We start from the raw sequence: 14,825 nt of genomic DNA on the forward strand, positions 1-14,825 counted from the left end.
CTAGTCCCTCTGCAGTTTCTCCAGCCACTGGACCAGCTCGGGGTCCCCCTCGGGGCTGAGCCGGATGGCCTCCTGGAGATCGAGCATACCCTGGGCCGATTCGCCCCGCTTGAACCGCACGAAGGCCCGGTCCCGGTACGAGGTGCTTTCGCCGGGGTTCAGGAGCACCAGGTGGGTGGCGGTCCAGATGGCCTCGTCCCAGTTGCCGGTGCGCACGTAGCGCACGTGGAGGTTGCGCACCAGCCGGCCCAGGATCGCCCGGTTGGCCACGGGGGCCAGCATGGAGGGGTGGAAGACGGCCCGGCCCCCGGTGGACTGCTCCACCAGCCAGGCAGCGTCCTCCTCGCCCACGCCGCGCCCGCCGTTGAAGGCGTCGAAGTAGAGGGTGCCCATGTCCAGCTGGATGCCGGAGATGAAGTGCCCGGGGAGCCCCACGCCGATGGCCCGGAACCCCAGGCGCCGCGCCGCCTCGATCCAGAGGATGGAGAGGGTGATGGGCATGCCCCGCCGGCGCTCGATGACCCGGGGCAGGGCCGCGTTGGCCGGGTCGTCATAGGTCTCCCGGTCCCCCTGGAGGCCCACGTCCTGGAACAGGTAGGTGTTGAGGGCATCGATGCCCCCGTGGACCGTCCAGGGCAAGGGCATGCGCCCGGCCAAGGCATCGGCCCAGGCGTCCACGGTGGCCACCACGGGCGCGGGGTCCTCCTCGCCCAGCATCGGTCCCACCGCCAGGACCGCCCCCTCCAGGAGCCGGTGGCACTCCGGATCCGACTGGAGGTACTCGTGCAGGGACATGGTTACCGGTTCCTGAGCCAGGCGCGCAGGATCAGCGCCAGGAGGGCCAGCACCACCCCGCCCCAGATGAAGGGCCGCCATTTGTTCTGCTCGGCCTCCAGGCGCTTCTTCTCCTCGGCCTTGCGGTAGTTCTCCGCGATGGAGAGCTTGGCCTGGGCGTCCCGGGCCTTCTCCACGGCCTCGCGTTCGCTCTTGCGCTGGTCCTCCATCTCCTTGCGCACGCCCTGGTCCCCGTCCTGTTCCTGGAGCCGCACCCGCTGGACGCCGCGCCGGGGGCGGACCCGGCGGGAGGAGGGGCTCAGGGTGCCGTCCGTGGCGCCCTGGTCGAAATTGCCCTGGAAGTTGTCCAGGCTCTCGGTGAGGTCCTGCATGTCCTGGCGCAGGCCCGTGAGGGTCCCGTACTGGCGCTCCAGCATGCTGCCCTGCATCCAGAGGAGGCCCACCTGCAGGAGCAGGAGGGCGGCGATGGAGCCCAGGAGCCAGGAGGGTTGGGGCTTGGGGGTGGGTTCGGTGCTCATGCGGGTTCCCTGGAAAGGATGAAGAGGGTCCGGTCGTCGCGGTTCTGGGATTCGAAGGCCGTGACGTCGTGGAAGACCGCCTCGCAGGCGGCCCTCACCGACCCGGTGCCCCAGATGCGCTGGACCTGATCCTTGAAGCGGCGCAGGCCGTACAGCTCGCCGCGCTTGTTCATGGCCTCCGTGAGACCGTCGCTGTACATCACCAGCCACTGGCGGTGGCTGAGCTGGCCCTCGATGACGCTCCAGTTGCCCGGGGCGAAGGGGCGCAGGCCCAGGCCCCGGCCGGAGGATTCGATCTCCCGGGCTTCCGCGGGGGAGGAGCCTTCGATGAGCAGGGTGGGCGGATGCCCGGCCCGGGCCAGGCGGTAGCGGCCGTCGGCGTCCCATTCCAGGATGGAGAGGGTCAGGAAGTCCCGGGGTCCCATGAGGCTGCGCATGGTGCGGTCCAGGGCGGGCAGGATCGCCTCGAAGCTCATGCCCTCCTGCTGGGCGGCCATCTTCAGGAGGGCGGTGGCCTGGCTCATGTACAGGGCCGCGGCCAGGCCCTTGCCGCTCACGTCCCCCACCGCCGCCATCCAGCAGCCCGAGGGGCGCTTGCCCACCCACAGCAGGTCGCCGCCGGTCTCCAGGGCGGGCGACAGGCGCAGGGCCGTCTGGAACCCGGGCATGCAGGGCGCCTCGGAGGTGATCAGGCTCTCCTGGATGAGGCGGGCGGTGTTGAGTTCCTGCTCGATGCGGCCCTGGTCCAGCATGCGCCGGTGCAGCACCGCGGTCTCCAGCAGCGTTCCCGCGGCCAGGGCCACCTCCCGCAGCAGCTCCCGGTCCTCGCGGCCGTAGTTCAGTTCCGCGTACTTCCCGCCCAGCAGCAGCGCGGCATGGGGCTCGTCGTTCACCATGATGATGGAGAGGACCTGCACCTCCAGGGCGTCCACATGGGCCCGGAGCACGTCGCCCTGCTCCCGGATCCAGTCGGCCTCGTCGCTTCCCAGCCCCAGCACCAGCTCCCGGTTTTCCCGGGCGTGGCGCACCAGGCCCAGGGGAAGTTCCAGGCGGCGGGGCCTGGCGAGCTCCTCGGCGAAGGGCTCGTCGGGGTCCGGGTCGGTCACGGCGGGCAGCAGCACCTGGCGCTTCTCCACGGGCAGCATGAGCAGGACGTGGGGCCGGTACGCCTCCCGCACCGAATCCACCAGACCCGCCAGGAGGGCCTCCTCCGAGAACCGCTTCTTGGTCTCCCGCAGGTTGCCCAGGATCACCTCCCGGGTGGTGTTGAGGTCGCGCCGGAACCGGCGCCGCAGGGTGAGCAGGAGCCACCGCAGCAGCCACCCGATGGGCAGCGCGGAGATGCCCGCGAGCACGCCCACCCAGGCCGGGGGGATCACCTGGATGCCCTGGGCGAAGAGCCAGGCCAGGCCGCCCAGGTACAGCGCCAGGGTCAGGCCCAGCACCGTGAAGTAGGTCACCCACCGCAGGATGGCCCGGCGCACGTCGAAGAATCCGTGGCGGAAGATGGCGTAGGCGAAGGACAGCGGCAGCAGCGGCAGGGGGAAGAAGAACACCCAGCTTTCCCGGATGAAGACCAGGCTCTGCCCCGCGGACCGCTGCAGCAGGAGGTAGGCCATGAGATCGGCGATGATGGCCGTGGTGAAGATCAGGGCCGGGAGCAGGGCCCGGCGCTTGCGCGGGGGCATGCGGTACGAGCCCACCCAGAAGAGCACCAGCCCCGCCACGGCGACGGTGGGGGTGATCCAGCCCACCACCTTGCCCACGGGGCTGCCGTCCAGGAACCGGAAGGCCTCCTGGAACAGCTCGGACTTGTCGAAGGTCCGGACCAGGACCCGCACCGCGTAGAGGGCCCCGCCGCCCAGGGAGAACCCGTAGAGCGCCGCCAGGAAGTGGCGGTTGGTGCGCAGGGGGAAGGGATGGGGGAACCGGAGGAAGAAGTGGAGCCACAGGGGGGGCGCGAGCCCGAGGGCGAGGCCCGCCACCAGGACCATGGGCGCCAGCAGGCCCGGGGCCACGCTGTCGTACCCGATGGTCACGGCGATGGTGACCAGGAGGGACACCACGCCCATGTAGTAGAAGTGCCGGGCGATCTTCCGGGAGGGGGAGGAGATCACCACCAGGAGGCCCACGGCCCAGGCCGCCAGGCCCGAAACCAGCACGATGAGCCCGGTGCGGTCGAAGCCCTTCACTAGCCTGACGGGCAGACGAAGGATCTTCCGTTCCCGCAGGACGGTGTAGATGAGGATCCGGCCTTCGGGCTGGTCATTGATGTAGCGCTGGGCGGTGGCCAGGTGCTTGGCGTCCACCTTGCGCCCATGGATGCTGAGCAGTTCATCGCCGTCCAGGAGGCCGGCCTCCTCGGCCACGCCGTTGGGGAGGATCTCCGCGATGACCACCCGCTTGCCCATGGCCCTCCAGGTGCACTGGTCATCGGAGGGGGCGTAGGCCCAGTTGCTCAGGTAGAAGCTGCCCAGGGCGATCACCAGGGCGAAGATGCTGGTGAGCGTCAATTTCCATCGGATGGCTCGGAGACTGTCGGACAAGGTAACCTTAGGGCATGAAGAAAACCGCGGGGGAGGACCGGACCTGGTGGCTGCTGGTGGGCGGCCGGAGAAGGCTGGGCCGGGCGCTGGCGCAGGCGCTGGCCCCCGGACACAACCTGATCCTGACCTCCTCCCGGTCCTGGGAGCAGGAGGGGGCCTGGATCGCTGAACTTTCCAAACAGACTCAAGTAAGGTGCTTGCTTTGGGATGCCGCAAGTCCTGTTCTTGTCCCCACGATGATGGCAGATCTGGGGGCGCTGGGGGCGGAAGGCGTGAAGGTAAATTCCTGCGTGGTGGTGGGAGGCACCTTCCCCGAGCACCCCCTGGGGACCTGGACCGCCGCGGACCTGGAGGAGACCTGGCGCCTGAACCTGAGCTTCCCCCTGCTGGCGGCCCAGGGGGTGGCGCCCCACATGGCCGACGGGGGCTGCATCCAGTTCCTCCTGGACACGGCCATCCACAAGCCGTTCCTCAAGCGCCTGCCCTACACCGCGGCCAAGGGCGGGGTGGCGGCCCTCGTGCCCGGCCTGGCCCGGGCCCTGGCCCCCCGGGTGCGGGTGGTGGGCCACGCCCTGGGCACGGTGCTGCCCGATTCCGCGGAGGACGCGGCGTTCCTGGCCTCCCGGAGCCTGTTGGGGGCCGTGGGGAGCCCGGAGGACCTGGCCCGGGCCCTGCGCTACGCCGCGGAGAGCCCCTACCTCACCGGGGAGATCCTCACCCTGGACGGGGGCACCCGCTGGGTATGATGGAAGCGGGAGTCTCCGTGCGCTTCAAGGTTAATGAAATTTTTAAATCCATCCAGGGGGAGGGCTCCCGGGCCGGCCGTCCCTGCCTCTTCATCCGGCTCACCGGGTGCCCCCTGCGGTGCGTGTACTGCGACACCACCTACGCCTATTTCGAAGGCGGCACCATGGACCTGGATGAGATCCTCGCCCAGGTGCGGGAGGCCCTCGGCCCCCCCCTGCCCGGCCCCAACGCCCCCTTCGTGGAGCTCACCGGCGGCGAGCCCCTGGCCCACCCCGGGGCCCCCGCCCTGCTGGAGGCCCTGCTGGACCTGGGCTACGAGGTGGCCCTGGAGACCGCCGGCAGCCACGATATCCGGGTGGTGGACGAGCGCGTGGTGAAGATCGTGGACCGCAAGACCCCCGGCAGCGGCGAAGGCCACCGCTGGCTGGACTCCAACCTGGACCACCTGGTGCCCGGCCAGGACGAGCTGAAGTTCGTGCTGTGCTCCCCCGAGGACTATGCCTGGGCCCGGGACTGGTGCCTCGGGAAGGGCGTCCTGGACCGCTTCGACGTGCTCTTCAGTCCCGTGTGGGGAAGCCTGGATCCGGCGTGGCTGGCGGAGCGGATCGTGGAGGACGGCCTTCCGGTGCGTTTCCAGATGCAATTGCACAAGCTCGTCTGGGGCGCGGAGAAGCGCGGGGTCTAGGGGCCCAGCAAGGCAAGGCGCTTCAACCGAACAGCGTCGTCCCGGGAAGCGCCGCGAGCAACCCTGCGGATTGGGCACCATCTCCTTCATCCCTTGCATCGGCGTTCATCCCTGTTCCGCAGGGCCAGCCTAGGGATGGGTCGGAGTGCTGGTACCCATGCAACGACCCACGCCGGCGCTGGCCCTGCGGAACGGCGATGAACGCCGATGCAGGGGATCAAGGGGATGGCATTGAACCATCCCTAGTCCCGCGTCCCATGTCCGGTCTGGGTCGCGACCACCCAGAAGATCCCCGCCACGGCCACCGAAATCCAGAAGACGGTGTACGCCAGGGTGGTGCCCTGCCAGAGGGAGGCGAAACCCTGGCGCACCTGGCTGGCCAGGAGGTTGGCCTTGCCGCCCATCATCTCCAGCTGGCGGAGGTAGGCCTTGGAGTTCTCGTCCTCCAGGGCGAAGGGCGCGGCGGTGGTGACGGCGAAGCGGTGGAGGACCAGGGCGGAAAGGGCGCCCGCGGCCAGGATCGATCCCGTGACGAGCCGGATGCGGTCCATCCGGGGGCCGCGGGCGTCCCGGAGGAAGCCGGTGCGGGGCGGCGCCGGGGGCTCGTCCAGGGCGCCCTCGGGCACCTGGAAGCCCCGGGAGCGCCATTCGGCGGCGGCCGCCTCCAGGGCTCGGCGCTGGTACTTCCGGGGGTGCTGGAGGAGATCCCGGAGCTGGGCGTCGGAGAGGGAGGGGATCCGGGTCAGGAAGGAATCGGACATGATTCCCATGGTATTTGGCCCGGCGGGTCCCGGGGAGTATATTCAGGCATTCCCGTTCAGGAGGTCCCGAAATGCTCGCCCTCGCCCTGGCCGCGTCCCTGTTCCTCGCCCCCCCCGAAGAAACGCCCAACCCCATCGCGCCGGTGCCCGCCGCCGCCCTGCGGTCCACCTCGGCCATCAAGGGCAAGCTCACCACCTCCGAGGATTTCAAGATGGGCGGCAAGACCATCACCCGCGGCCAGAACATCTACGGCGTCAAGCTCCGGCCCGGCCAGAGCCTCATGGCCGAGATCCGGGGCCAGCGTCCCAGCCTCTTCCTCATCACCCTCACGGACAAGGTGCAGAGGCCCATCGACCGCCAGGTCACGCGGGTCGGGGGCAAGGTCATCCTGTTCAACCGCAAGAAGGAGAACCTGGATTTCGTGGTGGTGGTCTCGGGCACGGACTCCATGACGGACGAGCCCTACGAGCTGGTCCTTTACGAACTGGACACGGAACGCGCGCTGGCCAAGGACTGAGCCCTACCTGGCGGCCCACTCCGCGCGGGTCTTGGCCAGGCCGTCCAGGTACTCCTGGGGGGCCTTGGCGGCGGCGGCCAGGTCCATGGCCTTCTGGAGGGTGGCCAGGGCCTCGGCCTTCTTCCCGTCCTTGGCCAGGTACCGGGCCTTGGTGTCCAGGTTGCTGTAGACCTCCTTGGCCTTCAGGGACCGGTCGATCCACTCCCGCCCCTTGTCCAGGTGGACGTTGTTGGTGAGGCAGTAGCGGGCGCCCTGCAGGAAGGGGATGTGCTCATCGGCCCTGGCGCCGGCCAGGGTCTTCTCCAGGTAGGCCCAGTAGAGGCCGGGGGTGTCCAGGGTCACGTCGAAGCCCACGGACACCTTTTCCCAGGCCAGTTCCACGCGCAGGGAATCCAGGGACGCCAGGTGGATGGAAAAGTTGAGGTACTCCTCGGGCACGGCCAGGGTCGCCGGGACCACCTCCAGGCGCAGGGCGTCCTCGGAGGCCTTGTGGTCGTAGGCGCCCCACTGCTTGGCGTTCCGGTTGAAGATGAGGGTCCAGGCCTTGGGGCCGGGAATGGCGAAGAAGGCGTACGAGCCCGCCGCCAGGTCCTTGCCGGCGATCTTGACCGGGTCGCTGAAGGTGATGACGGTGGCGTTGTTGGCGCCCGCGCGCCACACCTCGCCGAAGGGCACCAGGCCGCCCCAGATCTTGCGCCCCTTGACGCCGGGCCGGGAGTAGTCGATCTTCACGGTGCTGATTCCCAGCGTCTGGGTCACGCTGGCGCCGGGGCTGGGCTGGTAGGGTTTGACCATCGTCTGCTGGGCCGGAAGGCTCAGGGCGGCCGCGAAGGCGGCGGAAAGGATGACGGATCGCATGGGGACTCCCGAGGAAAAGGCTCCGTCATCATACGCCAAGGACCCCGCCCTGGCGCGGCGGGACATGGTGAAAACCCAGATCGAGGCCCGGGGCGTGGACGACCCCCGGGTGCTGGGGGCCATGGCCACCCTGCCCCGCCACCGCTTCGTGGACGCCGCCCAGGAGGCCGCCGCCTACGAGGACCACCCCCTGCCCATCGGCCGGGGCCAGACCATCTCCCAGCCCTACATCGTGGCCTTCATGGCCGAGGCCCTGGCCCTCTCGGGCACCGAGAAGGTGCTGGAGGTGGGCTGCGGATGCGGCTACATGGCCGCGGTGCTGGCCGGCCTCTGCCGCCAGGTTTTCGGCATCGACCTGGAGGCCGACCTGGTCCGGCGGGCCCAGGGCACCCTGGACGCCCTGGGCATCGCCAACGCCACGGTGCGCTGCGGGGACGGAAAGCTGGGATGGCGGTCGGAGGCCCCCTTCGACGCCATCCTCCTCAGCTGCGCCGCGGACGTGATCCCGCCTGATCTATGGGAACAACTGGCGGAGGGGGGGAGGATGCTGCTTCCCCTGGCCGTGCATCCCACCCACCAGGACCTGGTGCTGGTGTACAAGACCCCCGCCGGAGCCATAACCCGAAACCTTCTGCCGGTAGTGTTCGTCCCTTTGCGATGAAGCGAGGCCAGGAAAAGCTCCAAAAAATGCTTGAAGCCCTGAACGGCCTGTCCCCGACGTGCCGGAAACCCGAGGGAAAAATCCAAACGCTGAGACGCAGAGGGCTCGCTGGGGCGTTGGGAAAAGAATTACTCTAGGTTCACCAGCCGGTTTTCCCTTCTTTTCCCAGCGCCCCAGCGAGTCCTCTGCGTCTCAGCGTTTATATTTTTCCCTGGTCTACCACGGCATTGAGACCCGTCCTGACCGCCCCCACAAATCTTATGAGTCGCCGAGATATGCCGGCGCGGAGCGGGAGGAATGACACCCTAGTACCCCCTTTCCCTATCCACGCCCCCTTCGACGGCAAGTCCCTCCGCAAATCGGCGCAGGTTCGGCAGCAGGTCGGGGACCATGGCCCGGGGGGTGGAGGGGCCGGAATGGTGGGGGGTGACGGTCACCTTGGGGTGGGACCACAGGGGGGATTCGGCAGCCAGGGGCTCGGGCGAGAAGACGTCCAGCACGGCCCCGCCCAGGCGCCCGGCGTCCAGGGCCTCCAGGAGGTCGGGGACCACCACCTGCTCGCCCCGGCCGACGTTCACCAGGAGGAGGCCGGGGTTGCCGTGGGCCAGGAGGCGGGCGTCCACCAGGCCCCGGGTTTCGGGCGTCAGGGGAGCGCAGAGGACCAGCGCCCGGGCCTCGGGGAGCCATTTGGGCAGGTCGGCGGTGCCCAGGAGCGGGAATTCCGGGTCGGCCCGGGGGGTCCGCACGAAGCCCCGCACCTCCAGGCCCAGGTCCCGCAGGGCGCGGCCGATCTGCCGGCCGATGCGGCCGAAGCCCACCACCAGGGCGGCGCGGCCGGTGAGGTCCTCGGGGATGAGGCGGGGGTTCCAGGTGCGCGCCTCCTGGGCGGTGCGGCATTCCTCCGGACGCTGGGCGCCGGCCAGGAGGTGGAAGGCCACGTACCGGGCCATCCAGAAGCCGAATTGGCCGTCGGCGCGGGTGATGGGCACGCCCGGGGGGATGGAGGGGTCGGCCACCAGGTGATCCACGCCGGCGCCGCTGTTCTGGATCCAGGCCAGGCGGGGCATGCGCGCGGCCAGGCCCTCGGGGAGCTTCCATACGAAGAGGCCCTCGGCCTGGGCCAGCCAGGCGGGGTCGCCCTCCTCCCGGGGGTGCCAGCCCCGGATATCCAGGCGGGGCTCGGCCTCCCGCAGGGCGGGGACCCAGTCCATGTGCCGGTGGTGGATGACGGCCAGTTTTCGCATGTTCATCCCTGGTAGCTGTCCTGGGCGTGGTAGCTGCTGCGCACCAGGGGGCCGCTCTCCACCCGCTGGAAGCCCATTTCCAGGCCCTTGCGCCGGTACATCTCGAATTCCGCGGGTTCCACGTACCGTTCCAGGGGCAGGTGCAGGGCGGAGGGGGGCAGGTACTGGCCCAGGGTCGCGATGTCCACGGAGGCGGCCCGCCAGTGGCCCATGAGCTCCAGGACCTCTTCCGGCGTCTCGCCCAGGCCCACCATGATTCCGCTCTTCACCCGCAGGTCCGGGGCCGCGGCGTCCCTGTGCCGGGCCGCGCCGGCCAGCACCCGCAGGCTCTGCCCGTAGTCCGCGTCCGGGCGCACCCGCTTGTAGAGGCGCTCCACGGTCTCCACGTTGTGGTTCAGCACCTGGGGGGCGGCCTCCAGGACGGTGGCCAGGCAGGCCTCGCTTCCGCTGAAATCGGGGATCAGCACCTCCACGCCGCAGGCGGGCACCAGGGTGCGGATCCAGCGGATGGTGGCGGCGAAGTGGGCGGCCCCCCCGTCGGGCAGGTCGTCCCGGTTCACGCTGGTCACGACGGCAAAGGCCAACCCCAATGACGCCACGGCTTCCGCCACACGCTGGGGTTCGCCGGGGTCCACTTCCCCCGGGCGGCCCTTGCCCACGTTGCAGAAGCCGCAGTGCCGGGTGCACACGTCCCCCAGCAGCATGAAGGTGGCGGTGCGATGGATCCCCCAGCATTCATGGAGGTTGGGGCAGCGCGCCTCCTCGCAGACGGTCACCAGGCGGTTGGACCGCACCAGGGCCTCCACCTCGGCCACCACTTCCGGTGCTGGAACCTTGATTTTCAACCAATCGGGACGGGGGCCGGGGAGAACGGGGGGACGCGCCATAGAGGTCAATCTTAGCGCACTGGGCTACAATGGAGGGCCATGACCGATTCCCCCCGAGAACCCGCGGCCTTCGAACCCCCGAAGGGCTTCGAGACGAAGTTCCGCGATCTGGAGCTGCACCTGGCCTCCTTCGACGGCCCCCTGGACCTGCTCCTGCACCTGATCCGGGACCAGAAGCTGGACATCCTGGACCTGCCCATGGCCTCCGTGACCCGGCAGTACATGGACTACCTGCTGCTCATGGAGGAGCTGAACCTGGAGATCGCGGCGGAGTTCGTGGCCATGGCCGCCCAGCTCCTGCAGATCAAGAGCCGCATGATGCTCCCCCGGCCCCCGGCCGACGAAGGCCTGGAGGACCCCCGGGAGGACCTGGTGCAGCGCCTGCTGGACTACCAGCAGGTGAAGGAGGCCGCCAAGGAACTCTCCGGCCGCGAGGCGGAGTGGCAGAAGGTGGTCTTCGCGCCGGGGCTGGATATCCGGGACCACGCCCGGGTGGAGGAGGAGCCCATCAAGGCCAACCTCTTCGACCTGCTCGCGGCCTACCGGGACGCCCTGAAGCGGCTCCTGCCGCCCCCCCCGGTGCAGGTGCGCACCCCGCCCAAGACCCTGGAACAGCGCATCGCCGAGGTGACCGCCTTCCTCACGGACGGGCGCTGGGAGGCCTTCGGGGGGCTCCTGGCCACCGCCGTCACCCGGGAGGAGCTGGTGCTCACCTTCCTGGCCCTCCTGGAGATGGTCCGCACCGGCCGGATCCTCCTGGTGCAGTCGGAGGCCTTCGGCGAGATCCGCGTCCGCGCGGCCTAGGAGGAAACGGTGGACGCCGATCCCAATCCCTCGTTCGCAAAGGCCTTCCGCATCGCCTACCTGCTGGGCATGTCCATCTGCGTGGCCTGGCCCCTGCTCCTGCAGCTCATGCTGGGCACGGTGATCCGGCCCGGGGAGGCGCCCCCCGGCGGGGTCATCCAGCAGCTGGGCTACACCTTCACGGGGCTCACCTTCGCGGCGGCGTTCTTCGTGACCTGGCGGTGGACCAAGGTGCAGCGGGCCTTCGGGAGGCTGGAGGATGCCCGGAGGCCCGGCACCGTGATCCGTGAGACCATCCTCTACGCCGCCCTCTTCGAGCTCAGCTCCCTCTACGGGATCGTCTACTACGCCCTGGGGGGCCCCGGGGCCGAACGCTACGCGCGGGCCTTCATCGCCTTGACCACCATCATGTTCTTCGTATTCGTACCCCGATTCCAGGCCTGGCGGGATGCCGCCCAGGAGGAGCGCCCATGAACGAGAATTCCCCCCACGACAAGACCGATCCCGGAATCGTGCCCGGGCTCAAGGACACCCAGCCCCTGCGCATCATGCCGGACGCCGGCACCACCCAGTCCCAGCCCATCGTGGCGCCCCTGCCGGAAGCGCGCACGGCCCAGACCCGGGCCTCCCGTCCCCTGCTCTGGGTCTTCGGGCTCCTGGCCGTGGCGATCCTGGGCGGCAGCGTGGCCTACTACTTCCTGTACCCCAGCGGCGAGGCCCCGTCCCCCCTGCACGCCAAGGCGGAGGTGCCCGCGGTCCTCCTGCCGTACCTGGACAAGGCCGCCCAGGGCGACTCCGGCGCCATGCGGATGCTGGGCACGATGTACTACAACGGCCTGAACGTCCCCGCGGACCGCAAGGAAGGCGTCAAGTGGTACCGCAAGGCCGCGGCCGCGGGCAGCGTGGCGGCCCGCAAGGACCTGGAGCAACTGGGCCTGGCGGTGGACGAGAAGTGAGCGCATCCGAGACGCCCCTCGCCAAGCTCCTCGCGGACCAGGCCTACGACGGGCTCTTCCCCAACCTCTACGACTGGATCTACGTCATGGGGGTCTCCGAAGGCGGAGAGCTCACCTTCGAGACGGTGAACCCGCCCCTGGGCGGGGGGTCGGGGTTCCTGCTGCCGGAGTTCACGGGGAAGACGCCCAGCCAGTGCCTGCCTCCGGACAGCGCCCAGCTCCTCATGAACCACTTCGGCAGGGTGCTGGCCGAGGAGCGGCCCCTCCTGTACGAGGAGGAGCACGTGGTGGAGGGCCGGGCCCGGAGCTTCCAGACCACCCTCACGCCGGTGCGGAACAAGTGGTCCCGCATCCACCGCATCGCCGCCGTGTCCCGGGACATCACCGCCCTCAAGGAGGCCGAGGCGGCCCTCCACGCCTCCGAGGAGCGGCTGAACCTGGCCCTGGAGGGGACGCAGCAGGGCCTCTGGGACTGGAACCTGGTCAAGGGCGAGGTGTACCGCAGCCCCCGCTGGTTCTCCATGCTGGGCCTCACCCCCGCCGGAGTGCCCCCCACCCTGGAGGGCGGCCTCGCCCGCATCCACCCCGAGGACCGGCTCCAGGTGGAGGGGGCCATGAACGCCCATCTGGAGGGGCGCCAGGCCACCTTCCAGGTGGAGTACCGCATCCTGGGGGGGACCACCGACTGGATCTGGGTCTTCGACGCCGGCAAGGTGGTGGCCTGGGACGACCAGGGGCGCCCGGCCCGCATGACGGGCATGTGCACCGATATCACCGAGCGCCGCCGGGCCGAGGAATCCCTGCGGGCCCTGGTGGGGGGCGTGGTGCACGAGATCCGCAACCCCGTCTACGGCATTTCCATCAACCTAGACGCCATGGAGGCCACCTTCGGGGAGGAGCCGCGGTACATGCCCTTCGTGGCCGCCCTGCGGGAGAGCGCCGAGCGCATCTCCAGCCTCATGAACGACCTCAAGGACTACGGGGAGCCCCGCACCCTCAACCCCGAGCCCTGCCTCCTCAAGGCCCTCCTGGAGGAGGCCGCGCGAAGCTGCGAGCCCCAGGCGGCGCGCCACGAGTGCACCCTGGGGATCCACCTGGAGAACCCCCACCTGGTGCTCCCCCTCAATGCCCGGCGCATGCACCAGGTATTTCGCAACCTCATGGAGAACGCCCTCCACCACTCGCCCCCCGGGGCGGAAGTGGCCGTGAGGTGCCGGCGGGACCGCAGGGAGGACCACGAGTGGTGGATCTTCACCGTGGAGGACCAGGGGCCGGGCTTCGCCCCCGAGACCCAGGCCCGGGCCTTCGAGCCCTTCTTCACCCGGCGCAAGGGCGGCACGGGCCTGGGCCTCTCCATCGTCAAGCGGGTGGTGGAGGAGCACGGCGGGTCCGTGGAACTGGGCAACCGCTCCGGGGGCGGCGCCATCGTCACCGTCAAGCTCCCCGCCCCCCGCAAGGTGGCCACCCTCATGCAGGACCCCGACCATGACTGACCCCCGGATCCTCCTCATCGAGGACGACCCCTCCGTGCGCCACGGCATGGCCGCCTTCCTGCGGGCCAACGGCCTCGAGGTGCAGGAGGCCGAGACCTGCAAACAGGCCATGGAGCTCTACCGCAGCGGCAACCCGGACGTGGTGGTGGCCGACTACAGCCTCCCCGACGGCACCTCCCTGGACATCCTTTCCCAGGTCAAGCGCCTGAACGAATCCACCCCCTTCATCATCCTCACCGCCCACGGCTCCATCGACCTGGCCGTGAGGGCCATCAAGGAGGGGGCGGAGCAGTTCCTCACCAAGCCCGTGGAATCCAAGGCCCTGCTGGTCATCGTGCGCCGCCTCCTTCAGCAGCAGCGCCTGCGCCACCGCCAGGAGGCCGCCAACCGCGAGCGGGCCGGGATCATGAACCCCTTCCAGGGGGAGAGCCCCGCCATCCGCAGGCTGGAGGAGCAGGCCCGGCGGATGCTGGAGTGGGACAGCCCCATCCTCATCCTGGGGGAGACCGGCGCCGGCAAGGGCGTCCTGGCGCGGTGGATCCACTTCCACAGCCGCCGGGCCGAAGAGGCCTTCGTGAACCTCAACTGCGCCGGGCTCACCCGGGAGCTGCTGGAGAGCGAGCTCTTCGGGCACGAGCGGGGCGCCTTCACGGGGGCCGTGGCCGCCAAGCCGGGCCTGCTGGAAGTGGGGCACCGGGGCATCGTGTTCCTGGACGAGATCGGGGACATGGACCCCGCCATCCAGCCCAAGCTCCTCAAGGCCCTGGAGGAGAAGACCTTCCGGCGCCTGGGCGACGTGCGGGACCGGGTGGTGGACATCCGCCTCATCGCCAGCACCAACCTCGCCCTGGAGGAGATGGTGCGGGCCAAGACCTTCCGGGACGACCTGTACTACCGCATCAGCACCCTGACCCTGCGCATCCCCCCGCTGCGGGAGCGCCCCCAGGACGTGCCCGTGCTCGCGGCCACCATCCTGCAGTCCGTGGCCACGCGCATGGGCCGGGTGCCCGTGACCCTGAGCCCCCGGGCCGAGGCCGCCCTGGTGGACTACCCCTGGCCGGGCAATATCCGGGAGCTCTCCAATGTCCTGGAGCGGGCCATGATCCTCCAGCGCGGCGACCAGATCGAGGCCGCCGACCTGGGCATGGAGGACCGACTGGCCCCGCCCGGGGACGGCCCCGGGGAGCTGGCCACCCTCAAGGAGATGGAGCGCGCCCACATCGAGCGGGTGCTGGCGCGCACCGCCGGCAACGTCGCCGAGGCGGCCCAGATCCTGGGGCTGGCCCGGCGCACCCTCTACGACCGCCTGAAGGTGCTCGGTCTCAATCTCAGCCGCATCTGAGCGGGGCTTC

At 69.9% G+C, this 14,825-nt stretch carries 16 protein-coding genes; 9 read left to right on the top strand and 7 right to left on the bottom strand.

Going from position 1 to position 14,825, the window contains the following annotated elements:
• From R2J76_RS15000 to R2J76_RS15010, 3 genes are read right to left on the bottom strand one after another with little or no spacing between them, the layout of a single operon-like run.
• A complete protein-coding gene (locus tag R2J76_RS15000; RefSeq protein ID WP_316412447.1) occupies positions 1–795 on the bottom strand; it encodes a SirB1 family protein in 795 nt (264 codons plus the stop codon).
• 2 nt (positions 796–797) lie between these two features.
• Positions 798–1,313 (bottom strand): hypothetical protein, encoded by a 516-nt coding sequence (locus R2J76_RS15005; protein ID WP_316412448.1) that lies wholly within the window; start codon positions 1,311–1,313, stop codon positions 798–800.
• Entirely contained in the window at positions 1,310–3,826 is a 2,517-nt protein-coding gene (locus R2J76_RS15010; RefSeq protein WP_316412449.1) for a SpoIIE family protein phosphatase, read from the bottom strand. The genes R2J76_RS15005 and R2J76_RS15010 overlap by 4 nt, the downstream gene beginning before the upstream one ends.
• 47 nt (positions 3,827–3,873) lie before the next feature.
• On the opposite strand from R2J76_RS15010, the gene R2J76_RS15015 reads away from it, so the two are divergent.
• Complete coding sequence (locus tag R2J76_RS15015) at positions 3,874–4,605, top strand: SDR family oxidoreductase (RefSeq protein WP_316412450.1); 732 nt, start codon at positions 3,874–3,876, stop codon at positions 4,603–4,605.
• Between the two features lie 17 nt (positions 4,606–4,622).
• Positions 4,623–5,291 carry a radical SAM protein gene (locus R2J76_RS15020; RefSeq protein ID WP_316412451.1) on the top strand — a complete coding sequence of 223 codons (669 nt, stop codon included), beginning with the start codon at positions 4,623–4,625 and terminating at the stop codon, positions 5,289–5,291.
• 242 nt (positions 5,292–5,533) lie between these two features.
• Here the strand turns inward: R2J76_RS15020 and R2J76_RS15025 are convergent, their stop codons facing one another.
• Positions 5,534–6,052 carry a hypothetical protein gene (locus tag R2J76_RS15025; protein ID WP_316412452.1) on the bottom strand — a complete coding sequence of 173 codons (519 nt, stop codon included), beginning with the start codon at positions 6,050–6,052 and terminating at the stop codon, positions 5,534–5,536.
• Between the two features lie 71 nt (positions 6,053–6,123).
• On the opposite strand from R2J76_RS15025, the gene R2J76_RS15030 reads away from it, so the two are divergent.
• The gene (locus R2J76_RS15030; protein WP_316412453.1) at positions 6,124–6,570 is read left to right on the top strand and encodes a hypothetical protein; all 447 of its coding nucleotides are present in this window, start codon (positions 6,124–6,126) and stop codon (positions 6,568–6,570) included.
• 3 nt (positions 6,571–6,573) lie between these two features.
• Here R2J76_RS15030 and R2J76_RS15035 read toward each other — a convergent pair whose 3' ends face one another.
• Entirely contained in the window at positions 6,574–7,428 is an 855-nt protein-coding gene (locus R2J76_RS15035; protein ID WP_316412454.1) for a DUF2911 domain-containing protein, read from the bottom strand.
• Here R2J76_RS15035 and R2J76_RS15040 point away from each other — a divergent pair.
• Positions 7,427–8,089: a protein-L-isoaspartate(D-aspartate) O-methyltransferase gene (locus R2J76_RS15040; protein WP_316412455.1), complete on the top strand. Its 663-nt coding sequence runs from the start codon at positions 7,427–7,429 to the stop codon at positions 8,087–8,089. The two genes, R2J76_RS15035 and R2J76_RS15040, sit on opposite strands and share 2 nt — an antisense overlap.
• Before the next feature lie 305 nt (positions 8,090–8,394).
• Here the strand turns inward: R2J76_RS15040 and R2J76_RS15045 are convergent, their stop codons facing one another.
• On the bottom strand, positions 8,395–9,333 hold the full coding sequence (locus R2J76_RS15045) for a D-2-hydroxyacid dehydrogenase (protein WP_316412456.1): 939 nt from the start codon (positions 9,331–9,333) through the stop codon (positions 8,395–8,397).
• Positions 9,334–9,335: 2 nt separating this feature from the next.
• On the bottom strand, positions 9,336–10,220 hold the full coding sequence (gene lipA, locus R2J76_RS15050; RefSeq protein ID WP_316412457.1) for a lipoyl synthase: 885 nt from the start codon (positions 10,218–10,220) through the stop codon (positions 9,336–9,338).
• A gap of 39 nt (positions 10,221–10,259) precedes the next feature.
• On the opposite strand from lipA, the gene R2J76_RS15055 reads away from it, so the two are divergent.
• Genes R2J76_RS15055 through R2J76_RS15075 form a run of 5 tightly spaced genes read left to right on the top strand, consistent with a single transcriptional unit; the run spans position 10,260 to position 14,815 of the window.
• Positions 10,260–11,024 (top strand): segregation and condensation protein A, encoded by a 765-nt coding sequence (locus R2J76_RS15055; RefSeq protein ID WP_316412458.1) that lies wholly within the window; start codon positions 10,260–10,262, stop codon positions 11,022–11,024.
• 9 nt (positions 11,025–11,033) lie between these two features.
• Positions 11,034–11,498, top strand: coding sequence for a hypothetical protein (locus tag R2J76_RS15060; RefSeq protein WP_316412459.1), 465 nt, complete (start codon positions 11,034–11,036; stop codon positions 11,496–11,498).
• A complete protein-coding gene (locus R2J76_RS15065; RefSeq protein ID WP_316412460.1) occupies positions 11,495–11,980 on the top strand; it encodes an SEL1-like repeat protein in 486 nt (161 codons plus the stop codon). Before R2J76_RS15060 ends, R2J76_RS15065 begins: the two co-directional genes overlap by 4 nt.
• Positions 11,977–13,473, top strand: coding sequence for a PAS domain-containing sensor histidine kinase (locus R2J76_RS15070; RefSeq protein WP_316412461.1), 1,497 nt, complete (start codon positions 11,977–11,979; stop codon positions 13,471–13,473). The genes R2J76_RS15065 and R2J76_RS15070 overlap by 4 nt, the downstream gene beginning before the upstream one ends.
• On the top strand, positions 13,466–14,815 hold the full coding sequence (locus R2J76_RS15075) for a sigma-54-dependent transcriptional regulator (protein WP_316412462.1): 1,350 nt from the start codon (positions 13,466–13,468) through the stop codon (positions 14,813–14,815). The genes R2J76_RS15070 and R2J76_RS15075 overlap by 8 nt, the downstream gene beginning before the upstream one ends.
• Positions 14,816–14,825 lie beyond the last annotated feature (10 nt).

It is taken from the genome of Mesoterricola silvestris (assembly GCF_030295405.1).
GTDB classification, from domain to species: domain Bacteria; phylum Acidobacteriota; class Holophagae; order Holophagales; family Holophagaceae; genus Mesoterricola; species Mesoterricola silvestris.

What these genes read in the sequence shown, in the direction of transcription:
- R2J76_RS15000 (WP_316412447.1), bottom strand. Translation starts at nt 795, where the DNA reads ATGTCCCTGCACGAGTACCTCCAGTCGGATCCGGAGTGCCACCGGCTC.
- R2J76_RS15005 (WP_316412448.1), bottom strand. Translation starts at nt 1,313, where the DNA reads ATGAGCACCGAACCCACCCCCAAGCCCCAACCCTCCTGGCTCCTGGGC.
- R2J76_RS15015 (WP_316412450.1), top strand. Translation starts at nt 3,874, where the DNA reads ATGAAGAAAACCGCGGGGGAGGACCGGACCTGGTGGCTGCTGGTGGGC.
- R2J76_RS15025 (WP_316412452.1), bottom strand. Translation starts at nt 6,052, where the DNA reads ATGTCCGATTCCTTCCTGACCCGGATCCCCTCCCTCTCCGACGCCCAG.
- R2J76_RS15030 (WP_316412453.1), top strand. Translation starts at nt 6,124, where the DNA reads ATGCTCGCCCTCGCCCTGGCCGCGTCCCTGTTCCTCGCCCCCCCCGAA.
- R2J76_RS15040 (WP_316412455.1), top strand. Translation starts at nt 7,427, where the DNA reads ATGGGGACTCCCGAGGAAAAGGCTCCGTCATCATACGCCAAGGACCCC.
- R2J76_RS15035 (WP_316412454.1), bottom strand. Translation starts at nt 7,428, where the DNA reads ATGCGATCCGTCATCCTTTCCGCCGCCTTCGCGGCCGCCCTGAGCCTT.
- R2J76_RS15045 (WP_316412456.1), bottom strand. Translation starts at nt 9,333, where the DNA reads ATGCGAAAACTGGCCGTCATCCACCACCGGCACATGGACTGGGTCCCC.
- lipA (WP_316412457.1), bottom strand. Translation starts at nt 10,220, where the DNA reads ATGGCGCGTCCCCCCGTTCTCCCCGGCCCCCGTCCCGATTGGTTGAAA.
- R2J76_RS15055 (WP_316412458.1), top strand. Translation starts at nt 10,260, where the DNA reads ATGACCGATTCCCCCCGAGAACCCGCGGCCTTCGAACCCCCGAAGGGC.
- R2J76_RS15065 (WP_316412460.1), top strand. Translation starts at nt 11,495, where the DNA reads ATGAACGAGAATTCCCCCCACGACAAGACCGATCCCGGAATCGTGCCC.
- R2J76_RS15075 (WP_316412462.1), top strand. Translation starts at nt 13,466, where the DNA reads ATGACTGACCCCCGGATCCTCCTCATCGAGGACGACCCCTCCGTGCGC.